General features: G+C 54.3%; 24 protein-coding genes. 7 read left to right on the top strand and 17 right to left on the bottom strand.

The genetic code is table 11. The features are described from left to right. Window positions 1–46 precede the first annotated feature (46 nt). The 5 genes from MTC_RS10840 (at window position 47) to MTC_RS10820 (ending at window position 3505) form a co-directional block, all read left to right on the top strand. Complete coding sequence (locus MTC_RS10840) at window positions 47–514, top strand: hypothetical protein (protein WP_014406738.1); 468 nt, start codon at window positions 47–49, stop codon at window positions 512–514. Window positions 515–580: 66 nt separating this feature from the next. Next, the gene (locus tag MTC_RS10835; RefSeq protein ID WP_014406737.1) at window positions 581–1471 is read left to right on the top strand and encodes an AEC family transporter; all 891 of its coding nucleotides are present in this window, start codon (window positions 581–583) and stop codon (window positions 1469–1471) included. 52 nt (window positions 1472–1523) lie between these two features. Then, window positions 1524–1871, top strand: a complete 348-nt coding sequence (locus tag MTC_RS10830) for a DUF4870 domain-containing protein (protein WP_014406736.1) — start codon at window positions 1524–1526, stop codon at window positions 1869–1871. A gap of 84 nt (window positions 1872–1955) precedes the next feature. Then, window positions 1956–2927: a bifunctional N(6)-L-threonylcarbamoyladenine synthase/serine/threonine protein kinase gene (locus MTC_RS10825; RefSeq protein ID WP_014406735.1), complete on the top strand. Its 972-nt coding sequence runs from the start codon at window positions 1956–1958 to the stop codon at window positions 2925–2927. Next, a complete protein-coding gene (locus MTC_RS10820; protein WP_014406734.1) occupies window positions 2918–3505 on the top strand; it encodes a Kae1-associated kinase Bud32 in 588 nt (195 codons plus the stop codon). The genes MTC_RS10825 and MTC_RS10820 overlap by 10 nt, the downstream gene beginning before the upstream one ends. A gap of 11 nt (window positions 3506–3516) precedes the next feature. On the opposite strand, the gene MTC_RS10815 is transcribed toward MTC_RS10820, so the two are convergent. The 10 genes from MTC_RS10815 to MTC_RS13390 form a co-directional block, all read right to left on the bottom strand. Continuing rightward, entirely contained in the window at window positions 3517–4359 is an 843-nt protein-coding gene (locus tag MTC_RS10815; protein ID WP_158308521.1) for a hypothetical protein, read from the bottom strand. A 215-nt stretch (window positions 4360–4574) separates the two neighbouring features. Continuing rightward, entirely contained in the window at window positions 4575–5237 is a 663-nt protein-coding gene (locus MTC_RS10810; protein ID WP_014406732.1) for a diphthine--ammonia ligase, read from the bottom strand. After that, window positions 5234–6406: an amidohydrolase gene (locus MTC_RS10805; protein ID WP_014406731.1), complete on the bottom strand. Its 1173-nt coding sequence runs from the start codon at window positions 6404–6406 to the stop codon at window positions 5234–5236. The genes MTC_RS10810 and MTC_RS10805 overlap by 4 nt, the downstream gene beginning before the upstream one ends. Before the next feature lie 15 nt (window positions 6407–6421). Continuing rightward, on the bottom strand, window positions 6422–6634 hold the full coding sequence (locus tag MTC_RS10800; RefSeq protein ID WP_048189666.1) for an ATP-binding protein: 213 nt from the start codon (window positions 6632–6634) through the stop codon (window positions 6422–6424). Between the two features lie 71 nt (window positions 6635–6705). Continuing rightward, on the bottom strand, window positions 6706–7980 hold the full coding sequence (locus MTC_RS10795; RefSeq protein WP_237705901.1) for a transposase: 1275 nt from the start codon (window positions 7978–7980) through the stop codon (window positions 6706–6708). A gap of 35 nt (window positions 7981–8015) precedes the next feature. Then, window positions 8016–8456 carry a hypothetical protein gene (locus MTC_RS10790; RefSeq protein WP_143767139.1) on the bottom strand — a complete coding sequence of 147 codons (441 nt, stop codon included), beginning with the start codon at window positions 8454–8456 and terminating at the stop codon, window positions 8016–8018. Between the two features lie 49 nt (window positions 8457–8505). Further along, the gene (locus tag MTC_RS10785; protein WP_014406728.1) at window positions 8506–8880 is read right to left on the bottom strand and encodes an ACT domain-containing protein; all 375 of its coding nucleotides are present in this window, start codon (window positions 8878–8880) and stop codon (window positions 8506–8508) included. Next, window positions 8855–10093: an aminotransferase-like domain-containing protein gene (locus MTC_RS10780; protein ID WP_014406727.1), complete on the bottom strand. Its 1239-nt coding sequence runs from the start codon at window positions 10091–10093 to the stop codon at window positions 8855–8857. Before MTC_RS10780 ends, MTC_RS10785 begins: the two co-directional genes overlap by 26 nt. A gap of 98 nt (window positions 10094–10191) precedes the next feature. Then, a complete protein-coding gene (locus MTC_RS13190) occupies window positions 10192–10347 on the bottom strand; it encodes a PhzF family phenazine biosynthesis protein (RefSeq protein ID WP_143767138.1) in 156 nt (51 codons plus the stop codon). A gap of 59 nt (window positions 10348–10406) precedes the next feature. Then, the gene (locus tag MTC_RS13390; RefSeq protein WP_014406726.1) at window positions 10407–10565 is read right to left on the bottom strand and encodes a hypothetical protein; all 159 of its coding nucleotides are present in this window, start codon (window positions 10563–10565) and stop codon (window positions 10407–10409) included. Between the two features lie 107 nt (window positions 10566–10672). On the opposite strand from MTC_RS13390, the gene MTC_RS10775 reads away from it, so the two are divergent. Continuing rightward, a complete protein-coding gene (locus MTC_RS10775; protein WP_014406725.1) occupies window positions 10673–11926 on the top strand; it encodes a 3-isopropylmalate dehydratase large subunit in 1254 nt (417 codons plus the stop codon). 1 nt (window position 11927) lies between these two features. Then, the gene (locus MTC_RS10770) at window positions 11928–12440 is read left to right on the top strand and encodes a LeuD/DmdB family oxidoreductase small subunit (RefSeq protein ID WP_014406724.1); all 513 of its coding nucleotides are present in this window, start codon (window positions 11928–11930) and stop codon (window positions 12438–12440) included. 231 nt (window positions 12441–12671) lie between these two features. Here the strand turns inward: MTC_RS10770 and rpsJ are convergent, their stop codons facing one another. The 7 genes from rpsJ to MTC_RS10735 form a co-directional block, all read right to left on the bottom strand. Next, window positions 12672–12986 carry a 30S ribosomal protein S10 gene (gene rpsJ, locus MTC_RS10765; RefSeq protein ID WP_014406723.1) on the bottom strand — a complete coding sequence of 105 codons (315 nt, stop codon included), beginning with the start codon at window positions 12984–12986 and terminating at the stop codon, window positions 12672–12674. A gap of 60 nt (window positions 12987–13046) precedes the next feature. Continuing rightward, window positions 13047–14327, bottom strand: a complete 1281-nt coding sequence (tuf, locus tag MTC_RS10760; protein ID WP_014406722.1) for a translation elongation factor EF-1 subunit alpha — start codon at window positions 14325–14327, stop codon at window positions 13047–13049. 91 nt (window positions 14328–14418) lie between these two features. Beyond that, window positions 14419–16617, bottom strand: coding sequence for an elongation factor EF-2 (locus MTC_RS10755; protein WP_014406721.1), 2199 nt, complete (start codon window positions 16615–16617; stop codon window positions 14419–14421). A 20-nt stretch (window positions 16618–16637) separates the two neighbouring features. Then, window positions 16638–17204: a 30S ribosomal protein S7 gene (locus tag MTC_RS10750; protein WP_014406720.1), complete on the bottom strand. Its 567-nt coding sequence runs from the start codon at window positions 17202–17204 to the stop codon at window positions 16638–16640. A 9-nt stretch (window positions 17205–17213) separates the two neighbouring features. Further along, on the bottom strand, window positions 17214–17642 hold the full coding sequence (locus MTC_RS10745; protein WP_014406719.1) for a 30S ribosomal protein S12: 429 nt from the start codon (window positions 17640–17642) through the stop codon (window positions 17214–17216). 12 nt (window positions 17643–17654) lie between these two features. Then, window positions 17655–18095 carry a NusA-like transcription termination signal-binding factor gene (locus tag MTC_RS10740; protein WP_014406718.1) on the bottom strand — a complete coding sequence of 147 codons (441 nt, stop codon included), beginning with the start codon at window positions 18093–18095 and terminating at the stop codon, window positions 17655–17657. Continuing rightward, window positions 18088–18393 carry a 50S ribosomal protein L30e gene (locus tag MTC_RS10735; protein WP_014406717.1) on the bottom strand — a complete coding sequence of 102 codons (306 nt, stop codon included), beginning with the start codon at window positions 18391–18393 and terminating at the stop codon, window positions 18088–18090. The genes MTC_RS10740 and MTC_RS10735 overlap by 8 nt, the downstream gene beginning before the upstream one ends. Window positions 18394–18409 lie beyond the last annotated feature (16 nt).

The following is an 18409-nucleotide window of genomic DNA, read 5'->3' as shown; positions in this document are numbered from 1 at the left end:
GTATTTATTTTCGGTTATTATACTACCCATACGTAGGGGGATGTGAATGAGCTTTAATAAGTTGATGGTATTAGTGCTGCTCGGATTATTGTTGGGCTTTGGGGTTACGGCCCATGCGCAATGTGTGCCTTTGCTTGCCCAGCCTCCGCTAGGCGGGGTAGGATTACCCGTGCCCTATGGCAACTTTGGCAATGGCATAACAGATACGTGGTATACGACGACGGGCGTGGGCGGCGCGGCCAGTACGGATTCGTTCCTTAACGGCTTCGTCGGGCCTTCCTCGGTGCAGGGTTTCGGCGGCTTCGCTTTCCCTGCGTTCGATGGGTTCGGGTGCGGCCCGCTACCGAGCGCTTTCGCGGGCTGGGGCCCGTTCCAGGCGGGCGTGGGCGGTAACTGGGGCGCCCAGAACTCGGCGGCCATGGGGGTCGCTCGCTCGATGACGTTCGGCCTTCAGCCTACAGGCCTCGTTTTCGGCGTGCCGGTTGCGGGGCCGGGCGGATTTGTCTTCACGTAAACATAAGTTTACTCATCTTTTTTAAAATGCCAAGGTTTATTACGGCCATATGCCTTTTCCTTAACGATGAGCGTAGCAAGCGTCATCGTCCCAATCTTCGGCCTCATCCTTCTCGGCTGGACTCTGAAGAGGCTCAGGCTCCTCAATGACTGGCTGGTCGGCGCCATAAATGGCTACGTGTATTACGTTGGCATAACCGTGATAACATTCATCAGCCTTCATGATACGGGGACGAGCTTGCTGCTGAACCCCCGGATATACATTCTAAACCTGGCCCCGATGCTCGCCATAGCAGGCGTCGCCTATATCGTGGCCAGGCTTTTAAGGCTAGAGCAGGGCATGGCAGCCGTCTTCATAGTATGCGCCTTTTATGGCAATACGGGATACATAGGCTTCCCGCTGAACGTCTACGTGCAGGGGAAGGAGTCGCTCAGCGTGGCGGCCTTTATCTCGACGGTCTACACCATCGTGGCCTTCACGCTGGGCGTATACCTGCTCAGGCGAAGCTCCGATGAGCCGGCAGAGGCCGGGAAACTGCACAGGCTCCCCATAATTTGGGCCGCCCTGCTGGGCATTCTATTATCCTGGCTGGCTTTGCCGGATATCGTAAGGTTGCCGTTGGGCCTTATTTCTGATTCGACGCCGCCGCTTGCTTTACTGGCCACCGGGGCGATGGCGGAGGGTACGGTGCTTAAGGCCGACCTGAAAAGCATTGGCGCCCTCAGCGCCCTCAAGCTCGCGTTAGCCCCCGCCTTAGTAGCCCTGACTGGGCTCCTGATCGGAAGCTCCGGCATGGTCTACAAAACGTCCTTGCTTGAGGCGGCCACGCCCATCGCCGTCACCAGCTCCGTCCTCGCGGCCCAGTTCAAGGTGCACCCCGACTTCGCATCCCGCGCAGTAATCTTATCAACCATGCTTTTTACGATAACGCTAACCGCGATGCTGGCCTTCATGTAGCAAATGGTTATATAGCAATCGAATATATAATATTAAAGAGAGGTTTATAATTATGGCAGACCAAGCACCAACTGCATCGGCAGGCATACCTGACGTCGGCGCAACCGATGATGAAAGATTGAAGGGAGCTATAGCCTACGTATTAACTTGGCTTACCGGCATCTTAATACTGGTCATGGCAGGAGAGAGCAGATTCTTAAAGTTCCATGCATGGCAATCCATCGTGTATGGGGTTATATTAACCATAGTATGCGTATTGTTATCGTTCCGATGCATTGGCACCATCATCGGGCTATTAGGATGGCTTTATGTGCTGTATGGCGCATACCTCATATACACGGGTAAGCCTTTCTACATACCAGTGGTAGCCGATTTCGTTAAGAATAACCTGACGAAGTAAATAACCATATTTTTATATTTTATTTTTTGTTTTACGGCAATGCTAAAAGTTTTATGCTGGCACGCTTAATAGTAGCCTGGTCTTATGCGCTGTGAGAGAGTCCTTGGCATCGAGGGCACTGCCTGGAGCCTGTCGGCAGCAATCGTAGGGTGGGACAGGGTGTATGCGGAGGCAAGCATCCCCTACATTCCTGAGACGGGCGGCATTCACCCCATGGCGGCTGCCCAGCATCATTCTAATCATATTGGAGAGGTCATACGCAAGGTCTTAGATTCTGGCGTAGAGTTTGACGGCGTGGCTTTCTCGCAGGGACCCGGCCTGGGGCCGTGCCTGAGGACGGTCGCCACGGCGGCCAGGGCGCTGGCTCTGGCCTATGACGTGCCTTTGATGGGCGTGAACCATTGCATTGCGCACATCGAGGTGGGCAGGTGGCAGACGGGCTGCAGGGACCCTGTGACGCTGTATGTGAGCGGAGCAAACTCGCAGGTGCTCGCTTTCAGGGCGGGCAGGTACCGTATTTTTGGGGAGACCCTGGATATAGGAATTGGAAATGCCCTGGACAAGTTCGGAAGGTTTTTAGGGCTACAACACCCTGGCGGCCCGAAGATAGAGGCGCTGGCCAGGGAAGGAAGGCACTACATACACCTGCCTTATGTCGTCAAGGGCATGGACCTCTCCTTTTCGGGCTTGATGTCCGCGGCCAAAGAGGCGACTGCTTCGCACCCCAGGGAGGACGTGTGCTACTCTTTGCAGGAGAACGCCTTCGCCATGCTCGTAGAGGTCACCGAGCGCGCCATGGCCCATACGGGGAAGGACGAGTGTCTTATCGCGGGGGGCGTCGGGGCGAACATGCGTCTACAGCAAATGCTTGACGAGATGTGTAAGGCGAGAGGGGCCAGGTTCTATGCCCCGCCTAAAAAGTATTTTGGCGATAACGGCTCGATGATAGCCTACACAGGCCTGCTTCAGCTGAAGCATGGCATGGTGCTTAAAGTAGAGGATAGCGCCGTGAACCCGTGTTTCAGGCCGGACGAGGTGGACATACCATGGCTTTAGAAAAGAGAGGTGCCGAAGCGGTCGTTTTAATTGAGGACGACAAGGTTGTAAAGACGCGGGTTAAAAAAAGCTATAGAATAGATGAACTGGATGAGAGGCTGAGGCGGGAGCGCACGAGGGCCGAGGCTAAGATCATGTCAGAGGCCCGTAAGCTGGGCATACCGACTCCTATAATCTATGACGTGGGCAGGTTTGACCTTATTATGGAGACCATCACGGGCGTTCCCTTGAAGGACGTCATCGATGAGGATAGCGCTAGAAAGGCTGGCGTCCTGGTGGGCAAGCTACATGGCGGGGGCATCATCCACGGAGACCTGACGACGTCCAACATGCTGGTCAAGGGAGACATGATATACCTTATCGATTTTGGCCTGTCGTTCTGGGACGAGATGCTTGAGTCGAGGGGCGTGGACGTTCACGTCTTCTACCAGACGCTCATAAGCTCTCATAAGGATCACGAGAAGCTGATGGCGGCGTTTGCCGAGGGCTACAGGTCTTCCTTTAAGGGCGCCGACGAAGTGCTTGAAAGGGTAAAGGAGATAGAGTACAGGGGAAGGTATAAGACTGAGGCGTCGTGACTCCTCTGAAATTATCCCTGCCTTAATGCGTGAATCGAGGCTAAAATGAGCCGTATGATCCCCAGGATGCCCATGACAAGTACAAAAGCGGTGAACATCATGAGAACAGTTCTCTCATAAGAGGCTCCTATCCAGACTTTTTGCACGATAAATGCTGCCATGAAGATGAGGTCAGCCATGATAAGTATGGCCAGGCTTATCTTCATTTGTGGCATCATGGCTTTACGTTCGTTTTCACTTCTCATGATTAGATAATTCCATAAGCCTATTGCCAGGATTACGTTAATTATTACCGCTACTAGAAGGATGGCCGTCATCCCGACTGTTAGGCTGCTCAGCATGCTATTAATAAGAATGCCGATGAGGGCATCAAAGGCCACGAGAAGGAAAAATGTGTTCCTGTAATTGCTCAGGCTTGTATAACGCTTATACTCCTCTTCGGTAAAGGTCTTATGTAATAGATCTTTGTTATATCCCCCAAGCGAAATGGCCACCAGTGATATCAGGAATATGTTGAACGCCGTTGCCACCACGAGGGCGAGCGTTATGGTGTCTGATATGGCAAGATATCTTGTGGCGCCGTATACCATTAAGCATAGCACGCACATCAGCATGATGACCATGGCGGCAATCTCCAGGGACTTTCTGGTCATCTCTATTAATAGCTCTTTAAGCTCCGCTTCCGGGATATCCTGCCTTATCTTACCCTTGAACTGGAATTCATATGACCTGGGCATTATGGGAATATAAAAGAAGAGCAATGGAAGTATTGCTATTGCAATTATGAGCGTTAGCCATGGGCTGACCATGAAATATTTGACCGATAGCTCATGGGCTATCCACCAGGCCACCATAAAAAATACTAAAAATGATAGAAAGTATAGAATAATGCCAAGTAATCCTTTTTTATACATGTATCCCCAGAATGCCATGGCCTCTTTAAAGGAGGGCATTTTATAGGGGCTATTATCATAAATAAGATTCCAGCCCAAAATCTCACTTATACTTATTAATGTTCGACTGTTATATTATATTTTTTGTCATAGTATAGTTTAGGCGTGACCTTATTTCATCCCAGCCACGCTTTTTTTACTATTATTTTGCCTGAGTCCCGCCTCCATTGCTTTTCGTATTCGATGCACACCCGGCGGCTCATGTGAGGCCCATAGGCTACAAAGGACTCGTACTCGCCGCCCTCGCCAGCGACGCTGATGCCGAATTTTTTATGCAGCCTTTCTAGCTCTTCAAGGGCCTTATCATCCAGTATCTTCCCCAGCCACTCCTCGCCCAGGCCTTCGGCATAGCATCCCGTAACGATAACCTCGAAGCCCTCGGCGACAAGCTCGCGGACATAGTCGCGCTGGTTTTTATGCCACAGAGGGGCAAAGGACTTGATGCCTATATCCTGGCATATCTGGTCCAGCCGCTTGCGCTGGTACTCCGAGGCGAGGGCGCCCGACACTATCCCATCGATTTCGAGACGACTCAACGCTTCTTTAAGGGGTATCAGCTCGGCCTCCGGCTCGGGCGGCGCTGACGCCTCCACCAGAGGTATGCCGATGGACTCGGCGGCGAGTCGAGTCAGCTCGATGGCGGGCACATGATACATATATGAGGCCTGCGAGGCGGAAAACACGGACACCAGGCACGTCACGTCCCAGCCATAGTGCTGGGCACAAAACAGCGCATAGCTGGAGTCCTTGCCGCCTGAAAAAAGCGCTGCCACCCTCATCTCAGCAGCTCCGCAGCGGCATCCAGGAAATCTTTCTTAACCCGCTCCTCATCAATTGTCAAAACCTCCCCGTCTTTCATTATGACCCGGTCTTCCACGATGAGGTCGGTCACCGTGCCCCCACTGTATACGAGGTTAGATATGAGGTCATGGCGAGGCAGCATCCGCACGTCGTCCAGGCTGACGAATGCCAGGTCTTTACTGTCTAAGGTCGCCATCGCCATCATGGTGCGGGGGCCGGCCACCGTGGCGTCCCATCGGTGAGACTTCTGGAGCAGGGAGCCGATCTTCATCTCCTCCCTCATGTCCAGCGAGTTGTTGCTCGACGCGCCGTCGGTGCCCAGCCCTACTTTCACGCCCGCCTCCAGCAGCTCAGGCAATGGCATGACGCCTCCAGATGCCAGCTTCATGTTAGAGGCGGGGCAGTGAATGACGGTCACCTTTCGGTCAGCCAATATCCTGACTTCCATTTTCGTGAGCCAAGTGGCGTGGAATAAAACGGTATTTTGGTCCAGCAAGCCGATTCTATCCAGGTATTCGACGGGCCACATGCCAGTCTTCCTGTGGCAATCTACGCACTCCTTCCTCGTCTCAGACACGTGCATCGTGAGCGGCACGCCATACTTATCGGCGAGCTCCTTCGCCTTGATTAATGCCTCCTCATCGCAAAGGTATATGGAGTGCGGGGCCACGCAAAAATCGACCAGCCCCTCAGGCCCTTTATGAAGCCGCTCTTCTGCCATGCGCAGCGCCTCCTCTGCGTCTCTATAGTAAGGCGTGCCAAAACTAGTTATGGGCGTGCCAAGCGTGGCTCTCAGGCCCGCCTTCTCCACGGCCTTAGCGGTCTCCTCCACGAAGTAGTACATATCCATAAAGCGGGACGTGCCTGTCTTTATCATCTCGAGGAGGCCAAACATGGAGGCTTTATACACCAGTTCCGGTGTCAGCCTTTGTTCCATGGGGAAAATGGTATTATCCAGCCATTCCTGGAGCTTTTCTCCGTCCCCGGCCCCGCGCATGAGCGTCATCGCAAGGTGGGTATGGCCATTGTTAAAGGCCGGGAAGGCTAGCTTGCCGGAGGCGTCGAACTCCTCGTCTGACCTGCCATTCTTAAAGTCCCCCCTGACAACCCTCTGGCCATCATAATAGATTGCATTCTTGATTATCATCCATACGCCTCCATTTTATCGGGGCACCATTGTGATGGCTTTCATGGCGCACGCGTCAGCGCAGAGGCCGCACCCGTAGCACTTATCCCTATCTACCTTGAGCGCCTCGTCCACCATACGGGCGCCGAAATGGCAAACTTCGGCGCAGACGCCGCAATCTATGCAGGCATCCATATCGGTTTGCTCGATGAGGCTACCTTTATCGCATGAGCCCTGTAGCCGTGACATCCTCCCGCCAATGAATTTGGCGGGCATCCCATGTTATGCGCTCGCGCGGCTTTTCATATTCATCCGCACTTTCAGCCTGTCATCCCTCTTGCCGCTATGTTGTACGCCGCGTTGAGGTCAGCGTCGAGCTTCGAGCCACAGGAGTGGCACAGGAGCCACGAGGCACCATTAAGGTACTTCCTCGTGACCAGCCTGCTCCCACAACGGCACGTGTTCGACGTGTTCCTCTCGTCGACGAGCATCGTGGATAGTCCGCGTTCGGCCCGCTTATGGGCTATAAACATGCGCTGTCTAGCGTAGCTCCATTTTCCTATTCTCTTTCGGAGCGCTGGCATACCATTCCCACGATACTGCGCCTGCCTGAACCTCGTGTTCCCGATGGCTATTGTGTAGCCGTCGGTGTACTCGGCAGCCTTGTTAGCCAAGAGCCAATCATGGTACACGGACACGTTGTTCCTCTTGCCTCGTAGCTGCTTGAGCTTCCTCGACATCTTATGGTATTCGACGAGCCACCTCGCCCGGTCGTGTCTCGCCGACGCCATAGCCGATTGTAACGATGCTATGATAGCGTCGTACTTGTCCAGCATGTTTCGCTTCTCATCGTACAATAGCTCTTCACGGGGCACGCCAGCCCCAGTTGGAGGTAGCAATACGATTGCCAGCGTCCTGTTCAAACCCTGGTCGATGCCCCCATAGGAACTTGTCTCAACATCAACCACGAACCTCGTCGTGGATACATGAGCGTAGTATCTGCCGTTTTTCCGTATTATCTCGAAGTCGCTTATCATGGCTCCTTCGAGTTGCTTGAGATGATAATAAGAAGGGTTCAGGGGAACGTCCATCGTCTCCCCCTTCACGAGCGTGGAGACGTGCATCCACAACAAAAAAGAGTTCTCGCCCCGCTCTATCCCGCCCGTGCGAAAATCCAATCGACAGGACACCTTATGGTCGAATACGGGCGGGGACGGCTCATTCTTTTCGAGCCGCTTGACTTTCTTTTCCAGTTCCCCCCGCTCATCGTCTCCACAGTTGGCATGGTCTTCGACGGCTCTGTCGTACATGTACTGCCACTCGCCGTGCCTGTCCTCGTAGCTCCGCCACGCCCACAAAACCTTGTCGATACACTGGTCCACGTACCCAGCGGATAATCCACACTTCTGCACGATGTCGCTATCCTTGACCAGCCTCCGCAACGTCTTCCGGTCTAGACTCGTCTCAGGGGAGACGAGACCGTTGATTAATGATATGCAATAGGTCAGCCTGGCGGTCAGCCTGCCCAGCCGGTCCACCTTGCTCTTCGTAGTCTCATAGTGGACGGGTATCCTGACCGTCTTCCTCACAAGCATACACACCACAATTATTATGCGCTTATCCATATACTTTATCTATGCTTGCCGAAAGTAGTATTATTTTTATGCCGGAGAACAAGGGGCGAATTCCATCCCACCGTTTCAAGGGGATTCCCCACCCCATGACCCCACCGTCCTAAAAAGTAGCCGCAACAGTCATCACAGCAGAAGCAGATGCCATCGACCCTGTCCCTATCCTTCTCGTTCCGGAAAGGCCTTGGCACCAGGTGCTTTTCCCGCGCCTCTTTTAAAATTGCATAGACTTCATCTTTTGTGGCAGCCCTCTTATTGGAGCCGTCGGCCACTGTCACGGGGTAAAATTGCAGGCACACGTCCATCCGGGAACGATTACATGGGCCTCGATGCTCACGGCAATTACAGTTAGATATCCAGTACTTCTCATGCTGATCCACGATACTCCTGGCCTCATCAAGGGTGCAGACGAAGTGCATATTAAAATTACTAGCGCTCATCGCCATATCTTATGATACATTGGGGTATATGAACCAGTCGCGGCCGCTTTTATCGCCTAACGCTGTGGCGTTCGGCCGATAGCGTCCTCACGGCTTTATCCAGGTCGCCGTCCTTTACCATAACATAGTCGGTATCATAAGTGGAAAAGACGAATATCGGGATCTTTGCATTGGCAAGCGGGGCGGTCAGCGAGGCGAGTATGCCAGTCTCGTTAAAGGGAAGCGGGCCTTCCACCTGGAGACACCTCCAGTCCTTATCGCATTCAATGTATTCCGGGATCGACTCCTGTGAGCATACGAAGGAGAGCTCGTCATAGGTGCGGGATACTGTGAAGAACGTGCTCTCTTTTAGCCATTCGGGTATCGGGGCGCTCTTTTCAAGCCTGCAGACGGCGAACTTACCCTTTAACAGCGATAGTTTCATGTTTTGCCTCTTTTAGAGTGTAAAACGCTTTAGCGAGCCGCTTTATGCCCTCCTCGATCTGCTCTTCATTGGAGTTTGAGTAGCTGAGCCTCAGCGTGTTCTGGCCGCTTCCGTCCACGAAGAACGCATGGCCTGGCACGAAGACGACCTTATTCTTTATCGCAATCTCAAATAGCTTTATGGACGATATGCCTTCCGGCAGGGTTACCCACAGGAACATGCCGCCCTCGGGCCTTGTATAATATACGCCATCGGGGAAATACCTTTCGAGCGCCGATACCATGGCGTCCCTTTGTGCTTTATACATGCGCCGGATCCTTTTGATGTGCTTTTCCACGTCGTTATCCAGCAGGTATTGATAGACGACCCGCTGTACGAAGTAGCTGGTGTGCAGGTCTGCCGCCTGCTTTGCCGTGATAAGCTTTTCCATGATGTCTCCTGGCGCGTATAGCCATCCTAGCCGCATGCCCGGCGATACTGTCTTTGAGAACGTTCCCATGATGATGGCGTCTCCGCCCACATAGCGCTTCATTGGCGGCAGGTCTTCTCCCATGAACCGTATATCGCCATACGGGTTGTCCTCCACGAGCACCGTCTTCGTTTCCCTTAGCGCCTCGGCCACCTGTTTTCTCTTTTCATGTGAGTACGTGATTCCTGTGGGGTTCTGAAAGCTCGGCACCATATAGAGAAGCTTTACCGCATCGTCGGCTAATGCCTTTTTCATCGCTTCCACATCGATGCCATCGTCCATGAGCGATATGCCTATGAACCCGGGCTCATACATGCCAAAGGACTGCAGGGCAGCAAGGTAGGTTGGGCGCTCGACGGCGACGGTATCTCCTTTATTAAGGAAAACCTTGCCTATCAGGTCCAGCCCTTGCTGGGAGCCTGTCGTGATAAGTATTTCGCCGGCATCGGCCTTTATGCCATAGCGTGCATACCGTTTGGCTATATACTCCCTTAGGGGCGGGTAGCCCTCGGTCGTGCTGTACTGCAGGGCGCTCTCCCCATCTTCCTTCAGCACCTTTGCGGCCGCCGCCGCCACCTCTTCCACCGGGAACGACTTAGGATTAGGCAGGCCGCCGGCGAAGGAAATGGTGGATGAGTCTTCCGTTACTTTGAGTATCTCGCGTATGAATGACTTCTTTACGGAATACATCCTGTCTGCGAACTGTATTGCCACGCCCGCATCTCCTTTAAAGTGCCTGCGCATACAAAATAATCATATTAATAATGATAAATTGAGGTGCCGAACCTATACGGCTTAGCCATTATAAACTTTTTGCGCTCATCATAGCAAAGTACACTTTGCTACAGGTATGACCTTGCCGCCCACCCTGACTTGAGCCGTTTAATTTTCGGCTCCCCAAAGTAGCGGTACTTGACAGGGTAGGCGGCCAGACACCCGTTGCCGCTCCCCGTAGCAGGGTCTTCCGGAACGCTGGCGAACTTCGTGAAGACGCGCACGTTAGGTCGTTCTCAGGTTTCCTCCTGTACAGGGAGCCTTTCATCCACATCTGCCGGGGCTAGCCCAGGATATCCGCAATTGGCGTGGCCACTAGCGTTCGCAGGAAAACCGGCTCCACCTGCCTCATCCACAATGCTCCCGTTTGCCGGTCGACGCTGACCTTGATCTTGCCAACCTTTAGGGTTGGCACCTGACAAGAAGCCCCATCAGCCTCCATGATACAGCCTATAGACTATATAAAAAACCATTAGATCAAGGACACTGGGTAAGTTTTATTTATGACCGACGCATAAGCGGATACATCCTCGACTCAGGTGAGTGACAATGGGGAAGACGCTGGCAGAAAAGATACTATCGGAAAAAAGCGGAAAGGATGTGGCACCGGGGGACTTAATCACGGTGCCAGTAGATTTCGTATTCGGCCAGGACGGCACGATGCCCCTGGCGATACAGCAGATGGAGAAAGAGCTTGGCACAAGGAAGGTCTTCGATCCGCAAAAGGTCGGCGCGGTCTGCGACCACGCTTCGCCTTCGCCGAGCGAGCAGGTCTCAAACGTGCATATTTTCATGCGCAGGTTCGCCCGCGAGAATGGGATATACTTCTTCGAGAATGGGGATGGCATCTGCCACCAGGTAGTAGCCGAGCGGTTCGCCGCTCCCGGGAAGATAATCATAGGGGCGGACAGCCATACCTGCACCCATGGCGCGCTGGCCGCCTTCGCTACCGGCATGGGCTCGACAGACGTGGGCGCCATAATGGCGTATGGCACCACCTGGCTCCGGGTCCCGGAAGCGTTCCGGTTCCAGATAGATGGCGAGCTGCCGAAGCATGTGACCTCCAAGGACGTCTTCCTTCACATCGTCAAGGAAATCACCGCGGATGGCGCCACGTACATGTCCATGGAGTATCAGGGCTCCACGGTAGACAAAATGTCGGTGGAATCCCGCCTGGTATTATCAAATATGGCTATTGAGGCGGGGGGCAAGGTCGGACTGTGCCCCGCCGACGAAAAAGTTAGGGCTTATTTGAAGGAGCATGGCCGTGAAGGCGAGTATAGGCCTCTCGCCGCCGATAAGGATGCGGTATACGCCGATGAGCTGTTTGTTGATGCCTCCAGGCTGGAGCCGATGGTGGCGTACCCGCACAGGGTGGATAACGTGAAGCCCGTGTCTGAGCTTGCTGGCGTGCCCCTCGACCAGGTTTGTATCGGGTCTTGTACGAATGGCCGGCTTGAAGACCTTAAGATGGCCGCAGAGATCCTGAAGGGCAGAAAAGCCCACAGGGATACCCGGCTGGTGGTTTACCCGGCAAGCCGTAAGGTTTTGGCCGATGCCATAAGGCTCGGGTATATCGAGACGCTTGTACAGGCTGGCGCGGCGGTATGCGCCCCGGGCTGCGGGTTCTGCATAGGCAGGACCGTCGCCCTGGGGGACGGCGAGAAAGCCCTGTCTACCCAGAATAGGAACTTTAAGGGCAGAATGGGTAACAATAAGGCCGAGATATACCTTTCTAACGTGGCAGTCGCCGCCGCCAGCGCCATATACGGAAAAATAACAGACCCACGGGAGGTGCTCTAAAATGGCACTCAAAAATATAAGGTCAAAGGTGCTCAGGGTCTATCCCCCTGATACCAACACTGATGAGGTCATCTCTGGCAAATATAAGTACGACGAGCTAGATCTAAAAAAGCTTGCTGTGCACGCCTTTGAGTCTATCGACCCGACGTTCTATGCGGACTCTCAAAAGGTCAAGGACCCTATCCTGGTGGCCTCGACTAACTTCGGCTGCGGCTCATCGAGGGAGCAGGCGCCCCAGGTCATCCTGGCCTGTGGCGTCTCGTGCATCATCGCGGAATCCTATGCTCGCATCTTTTACAGGAATGGCTTCAATATTGGCTTGCCTCTTATAGAGTGTAAGGGCATCTCTAAGGAGGCCAGGCAGGGCGATGAGCTTGAGGTGGACTTCAGTAAAAATGAGGTCAGGAATCTTACCACTGGCAAGGTTTTGCCCATGAAGCCCATCCCCGAGTTTATGCAGCAGCTTCTAGAGGCCGGCGGCCTTATGCCTTACCTCAAGAAACAACACAAATAAATACATTTTTTACCACAAGGTACACAAAGAACGCCCCCTTGAGTAATAAAAGTCCTTGTGTTTTTTGTGTCCTTTGTGGTGAAATTCATTGTGGCGTTCGCCGTGTTGGCACCGAAAAACAGGGTTTGGTAGGAGTTTCAAAAACCCCTACTACATCTTCCATGAAGGGAGGTGATAGTTGAAGGCTCAACGAGCCTTTCCATATTTTCTAGTAATATTCAACCGCTATGCTTAGCCCTTAAGGACTATCTCAATGTTGATGTCCTTGGGCACCTGGATGCGCATGAGCTGCCTCAAAGCACGCTCGTCGGCGTCTATGTCGATAAGCCTCTTATGGACGCGCATCTCCCAGTGCTCCCAGGTTGCCGTGCCCTCGCCGCTCGGGCTCTTCCTACACGGGACCACGAGACGCTTGGTCGGCAACGGTACGGGGCCGGAAATGCTCACGCCAGTCTTCTCGGCGATCTTCTTAACCTGGCTGCATACGTCATCCAGCTTGGTCGGAGAAGTCCCGGAAAGCCTTATCCTTGCTTTTTGTGCTGCCATAATGTATCACCTGATAATATTGAAAGGATGGATATAATGGTCCATCCTTCTATATTAAGCTTATCTCGGGGTGATGTCCATTACGACGCCCGCGGCGATGGTCTGGCCCATATCACGGATGGCAAACCTGCCGAGCTGGGGGATCTCCTTGACCTTCTCGATGGCCATCGGCCTGGTCGGCCTGACCATGACTATGGCAGCGTCGCCAGCCTTGATGAAGGCCGGGTTCTGCTCCTTTACGCTGCCGGTCTTAGCGTCGAGCTTGGCCAGTATCTGGGTAATCGTGCAGGCTACCTGCGCGGTGTGGCAGTGGAACACGGGGGTGTACCCTGCGCTGATGGCGGATGGGTGCTGCAGCACGACAATCTGGGCCTTAAACTCCTGGGCAACAGTGGGCTGCTTGTCCACAGGGCCACAAACGTCGCCGCGACGGATGGCGTTCTTGTCTACGCCCCTCACGTTGAAGCCGATGTTATCGCCGGGCAGCGCCTGGGGGATCTCCTCGTGGTGCATCTCGATGGATTTCACTTCGCCCGTCGCGCCAACGCCATCGATGGAGGGCCTGAAGATGACCTTGTCGCCCTTTTTCATGATGCCGGTCTCGACACGGCCTACAGGGACTACGCCGATGCCCGATATCGTGTACACGTCCTGGACCGGCGTCCTCATCGGCAGGTTGATGGGCTTCTCAGGCTCCTTGAGGTTATTCAGGGCCTCAAGGAGGTTGTAGCCGGTGTACCACTTGGTGTTCTCGGAGTGCTTTGCTATATTATCGCCCTTGAAGGCGGACAGGGGTATGAAGGGTATCGTATCCGGCTTGAAGCCGACCGTCTTCAGAAGGTTGGTAACGTCGGCCTTTACCTGCTCGAACCTCTTCTGGTCGTAGTTGACGGCGTCCATCTTGTTGATGGCGACGATGAGCTGGCCTATGCCCAGCGTCCTGGCCAGGAAGACGTGCTCCTTGGTCTGCTGCATGATGCCATCTGGGGCGGCTACGACCAGTATGGCCGCATCGGCCTGCGATGCGCCCGTGATCATGTTCTTGACGAAGTCCCTGTGGCCCGGGCAGTCTACTATGGTAAAGTAATACTTATCAGTATCAAACCTTCTGTGGGCGATGTCGATGGTAATGCCTCTCTCGCGCTCTTCCTTGAGAGAGTCCATGACCCAGGCGAACTCGAAGGTCGCCTTGCCCTTGGCCTCGGCCTCTTTCCTGTACTGCTCAATGATGTGCGCCGGTACGGCGCCGGTCTCGAACATCAGCCTTCCGACAAGGGTGCTCTTGCCGTGGTCGATATGTCCGATGACAGCTAGATTTAAGTGCGGCTTAGTTCCTGCCATTTATATTACCTCCGAATATATTTCCAGATTTATGCTGTGTTTGCTTGCAATCGTAAAGGCATTTGTTGTTTTTATACCTTTCGTTTTTACATCACTCCAGGAAGTCGCTCGGCTTCGGTATCTCAGCCTTGAGGCCCTTCCTCTTTCTTATGCTTATGACTATGTCGTTCTGCATGCTGGCCGGCACGGGGAAGAACCCAAGGAACTCGGTATTCCATAATGCGCGGCCCTCGGTGGCCCCGCGTATGTCACTTGCAAAGCCGAACAGCTCGGCTACGGGTGCCTGCCCCTCGATGATTGACATGTCGCCCTCGGACTTTATGTCGTTTATGATGCCCCTGCGCCCCTGTATCTCGCGGACTGCGGCGCCCATCTGGGTTTGAGGCACGCTAATGAAAACCTTCTGGACCGGCTCCAGCAGCGTCGGGCCGGCCATGAGTATGCCACCCTGTATGGCGCTCCTGACCGCAGGTATGACCTGCGCAGGGCCTCTGTGGACGGCATCCTCGTGCAGCTTTACATCGACAAGCTTTATCTTTATCCCCTGAGCGGGCTCCCTGGCCAGCGGGCCGTTCTTCAGGGCCTCTTCCATGCCCTCGATGATGAGCTCCATCGTCTCCTTGAGGTACTGGATGCCCTTGGTCATGTCGATGAGCACGTTGGTGCCGTATACGTGGGTGATGCCCTTGGCCTCCTCCTTATCCATGCCCAGGCTCTCTAGCAGCTTACGCCTGTCAAGCTCCATCATGTTCATTGAGAAGTCGCCGTTCTTTATCGCCTCGAATACCGGCTGCTCAAGGGGCTCTACGTGCACGTAGAACCTGTTATGCTTATTCGGGGACTTGCCTTCTATCGGGCCTGCCTTGCCCGAGACGGTCTCCCTGTAGACCACGATGGGCTCGGAGGTGACGACCTCTATACCCCTATCCCTCGTAATCCTTGTCTTGGTGACTATCTCGAGGTGAAGCTCGCCCATGCCAGATATGAGGTGCTCTCCGGTCTCCTCGTTGATCTCGACCTTGACCGTCGGGTCCTCCTTGGCCACCTGCCTCAAGGCTTCTACGAGCTTCGGGAGGTCCTTCATGTTCTTGGCCTCGACCGCCACGGTCATGACTGGCTCGGATACGTGCTTGATGGCCTCGAACGGGGTCATATCCCTGACCGTAGAAGCGGTTGAGCCCACGATGGCATCCTTAAGGCCCGTGACCGCCGCTATGTTTCCGGCGGGTATCCTCTCCACCTCTACGCGGTCAGCGCCCATGGAGATGGCAACAGACTGTACGCGGTTCGTCGCAGCGGTGCCCGAGATGTATAGCTCCTGGCCCCTTTCCAGGGTGCCGGCGAATAGCCTGCCCACTGCCACTTCGCCCGCGTGAGGGTCTGTCAATATCTTCGTGACCATGAATACGACCTCATCGCTCGGGTTAGCCGTGAGGAGGTCCCTGCCCACCTTGGACTCCTTATCGCCTCTCCAGATGACGGGTATGCGCACCTTCTGCGCCTCGATTGGGTTGGGCAGGTGGTGTACGACGGCGTCGAGCAGCACGGCGTGGAGCGGCGACTTCTGTGCCAGCTCTTTCATGTTGTTGGCCTTACAGTACTCGTAGACCTCGTTGAAGCCTATGCCCGTCCTCTTTGCCGATGGAACTGATATAGCCCACTTATATAGGGCGGACCCGAAGCAGACCGTCCCCTTGGACGCGTCCAGCCTCCACCCGTCCTTCTCATAGTGCTCGGGGGCCATGCTCTTTATCAGCTTGTTTACGTGGTCTATGACCTTGCCGAGCCTCATGGGCATGTCCTTCTTGTCTATCTTTAGCTCGTTGATGAGCCTGTCCACCTTGTTTATGAACAGTATGGGCTTGACGTTCTCCCTTAAGGCCTGCCTGAGCACGGTCTCGGTCTGGGGCATGGTGCCCTCCACGGCGTCCACGACCACAACTGCGCCGTCTACGGCCCTCATCGCCCTCGTGACGTCGCCGCCGAAGTCGACGTGGCCGGGCGTATCTATTAAGTTAATGAGGTACTCCTCGTCGCCGACCTCGTGGACCATCGACACGTTGGCCGCGTTGATCGTGATGCCCCTGGCCTGCTCTTCCTCGTCGAAGTCCATGAAGAGCTGCTTACCCGCCAGCTCCATGGAAATCATTCCGGAGCCGGCCAGCAAGTTATCAGACAGGGTAGTCTTGCCGTGGTCTATGTGGGCACAAATGCCTATGTTGCGGATCTTCTCGGGCTTATCCATTAGCTCCTTGACCCGCTCAACCATCTTTTTTCCTCTAGTCGCCATAAGCGTGAACCTCTCGTGTTTTAGCGGGCTGCCTTCGCTACCCTCTCCTTTTCGTCTCTCTTGGCAACCGAAGCGCTCTTAACGTCTCCCTTCGAGGCGGCTATCAGCTCTTCAGCCAGCGCTTCTTCTATAGACTTTTTGGACTTGAATGCCGCCTTCTCCGCCCCCTGGGCGATGAACATGAGCGCCTGGTCTACGCGCCTCATCGGCGACACGTCCACGGCCTTGGGGACGTTGATGCCGCCGTACTTGAGCCTCACCGTGTCCTCACGGGGGCCGGCGTTCTCGATGGCGTCCACGAGCACCTGCACAGGGTTCTGCTTCGTCCTCTGGCTTATTATCTCAAAGGCGTCCTTAACTATGTTATAGCACTTTATCTTCTCGCCCGTGTTGAACTCGTTCCTCATCATCTTATTTATTAAGCGCTCAACTATGGGCATATCGGCCTTGCCGAACTGCTTTTTGCCCAGCCTGCCGCCGGTGTGCGGCACGAGCACGGGCGAGAGGTTGATGTACCTCTTAATGCTGGGGTCCTTGATGTTGACCTGGGTCGTATCCCACTTGCCGAATAGTAATAACTCTGACAAACTTCCACCTTACCTTAATGGCTTCTCTCTCTTGCCCTTGACGAGCTCCTCGAGCGAGACGTCGTTCACCTTGCACACCCTGAACCTCACTCCGGGGATGTCGCCATATGAGCCTCCCATCCGCCCACCGATGCCCTCGATGGTGACCTCGTCGTGCTCATCGATGAAGTTGATGGCGCCGTCGCCGGGGCAGAACGCAGTGACCTGCCTGCCATTCTTAATTAGCTGTATCCTTATGCACTTCCTGATCGCCGAGTTCGGCTGCTTGGCCTCTACCCCGACCTTCTCCAGTACGATTCCCTTCGCCTGAGGCGCTCCCTCTAGCGGGTCAGCCTTTTCATCTAGCCTTAAAACGCGCCTGGCGTAATCCCTATCGCTCCACCTGTAGTTTTTTCTATCATGAGCGAGCTTACGAGCTGCAAATTTTCCGTATCCCATCTACTCACGTCCTCACTTCTGGTTTATGACTACATCGTCTACCTTATGATGCCTCTGTGCGAGTAACTTGACCTTGTTGATGTTCCTGCCGTTCTTGCCGATTGCCAGCCCCTTATCCTTAGTGGCTACGTCCACAATGGCAACCGTCCTTTCGCCCTTTGTCGAAAGCACTATATTCTTTACCGTGGCCGGCTGGAACAGGTTCTTGATGAACTCCTTCGGGTCTTCAGAGTATTCTATGACTTCGATATGCCTTCCAATCTGTTTCTTCACCCTGTTTATGTTGTTACCATTTTTACCGATGGCTAAGCCCATGTCTCCGCTTTTGACGACGAACACGATGCGGCTGTCCTCCCCCTCAAGGACGAGGCAGTCCTTAGCGTGCGCCCCGGTCAGCGACTCGAATAGGGCGATGTAGCTCATCGTCTCCGTGGTAAACGAGACTTCAGGCACTCTGTACACCTCTGGCCAACGCCATGATATCCGACTCGCCGGCGTCCAGTATGGTCAGCGCCGAGACGATGAACGGCTTGCCGCACATCGGCCCCAGGTCCACGCTCATGCCCGGGAACTCGTAAACAGGCACATTGCTCTCCTTTATCTGCTTCTTCACTTCACCGGGACAGTTGGAGGCCACTATGACAAGTTTCGCTACTCCGCGTTTGCTTGCTTTGATGGCCTGCCTGGTCCCGACCAGGACCTTGCCGGTCCTCATAACGCTTCTCAGTGACTTGTCCAGGTCTATCTGCATTCCAATCACTCTTTAC

This window comes from Methanocella conradii HZ254, from assembly GCF_000251105.1.
GTDB classification, from domain to species: Archaea; Halobacteriota; Methanocellia; order Methanocellales; family Methanocellaceae; genus Methanocella; species Methanocella conradii.
The sequence above is the reverse complement of the archived record's forward strand: the minus strand, read 5'-3'. Positions and strand labels throughout refer to the sequence as shown.

Excerpts from the sequence above, each read along its gene's own strand:
- MTC_RS10840 (WP_014406738.1), top strand. The coding sequence starts at position 47 with ATGAGCTTTAATAAGTTGATGGTATTAGTGCTGCTCGGATTATTGTTG.
- MTC_RS10835 (WP_014406737.1), top strand. The coding sequence starts at position 581 with ATGAGCGTAGCAAGCGTCATCGTCCCAATCTTCGGCCTCATCCTTCTC.
- MTC_RS10830 (WP_014406736.1), top strand. The coding sequence starts at position 1,524 with ATGGCAGACCAAGCACCAACTGCATCGGCAGGCATACCTGACGTCGGC.
- MTC_RS10825 (WP_014406735.1), top strand. The coding sequence starts at position 1,956 with ATGCGCTGTGAGAGAGTCCTTGGCATCGAGGGCACTGCCTGGAGCCTG.
- MTC_RS10820 (WP_014406734.1), top strand. The coding sequence starts at position 2,918 with ATGGCTTTAGAAAAGAGAGGTGCCGAAGCGGTCGTTTTAATTGAGGAC.
- MTC_RS10815 (WP_158308521.1), bottom strand. The coding sequence starts at position 4,359 with ATGGTGGCCTGGTGGATAGCCCATGAGCTATCGGTCAAATATTTCATG.
- MTC_RS10810 (WP_014406732.1), bottom strand. The coding sequence starts at position 5,237 with ATGAGGGTGGCAGCGCTTTTTTCAGGCGGCAAGGACTCCAGCTATGCG.
- MTC_RS10805 (WP_014406731.1), bottom strand. The coding sequence starts at position 6,406 with ATGATAATCAAGAATGCAATCTATTATGATGGCCAGAGGGTTGTCAGG.
- MTC_RS10800 (WP_048189666.1), bottom strand. The coding sequence starts at position 6,634 with ATGTCACGGCTACAGGGCTCATGCGATAAAGGTAGCCTCATCGAGCAA.
- MTC_RS10795 (WP_237705901.1), bottom strand. The coding sequence starts at position 7,980 with ATGCTTGTGAGGAAGACGGTCAGGATACCCGTCCACTATGAGACTACG.
- MTC_RS10790 (WP_143767139.1), bottom strand. The coding sequence starts at position 8,456 with ATGAGCGCTAGTAATTTTAATATGCACTTCGTCTGCACCCTTGATGAG.
- MTC_RS10785 (WP_014406728.1), bottom strand. The coding sequence starts at position 8,880 with ATGAAACTATCGCTGTTAAAGGGTAAGTTCGCCGTCTGCAGGCTTGAA.
- MTC_RS10780 (WP_014406727.1), bottom strand. The coding sequence starts at position 10,093 with ATGCGCAGGCACTTTAAAGGAGATGCGGGCGTGGCAATACAGTTCGCA.
- MTC_RS13390 (WP_014406726.1), bottom strand. The coding sequence starts at position 10,565 with ATGGAGGCTGATGGGGCTTCTTGTCAGGTGCCAACCCTAAAGGTTGGC.
- MTC_RS10775 (WP_014406725.1), top strand. The coding sequence starts at position 10,673 with ATGGGGAAGACGCTGGCAGAAAAGATACTATCGGAAAAAAGCGGAAAG.
- MTC_RS10770 (WP_014406724.1), top strand. The coding sequence starts at position 11,928 with ATGGCACTCAAAAATATAAGGTCAAAGGTGCTCAGGGTCTATCCCCCT.
- rpsJ (WP_014406723.1), bottom strand. The coding sequence starts at position 12,986 with ATGGCAGCACAAAAAGCAAGGATAAGGCTTTCCGGGACTTCTCCGACC.
- tuf (WP_014406722.1), bottom strand. The coding sequence starts at position 14,327 with ATGGCAGGAACTAAGCCGCACTTAAATCTAGCTGTCATCGGACATATC.
- MTC_RS10755 (WP_014406721.1), bottom strand. The coding sequence starts at position 16,617 with ATGGCGACTAGAGGAAAAAAGATGGTTGAGCGGGTCAAGGAGCTAATG.
- MTC_RS10745 (WP_014406719.1), bottom strand. The coding sequence starts at position 17,642 with ATGGGATACGGAAAATTTGCAGCTCGTAAGCTCGCTCATGATAGAAAA.
- MTC_RS10735 (WP_014406717.1), bottom strand. The coding sequence starts at position 18,393 with ATGCAGATAGACCTGGACAAGTCACTGAGAAGCGTTATGAGGACCGGC.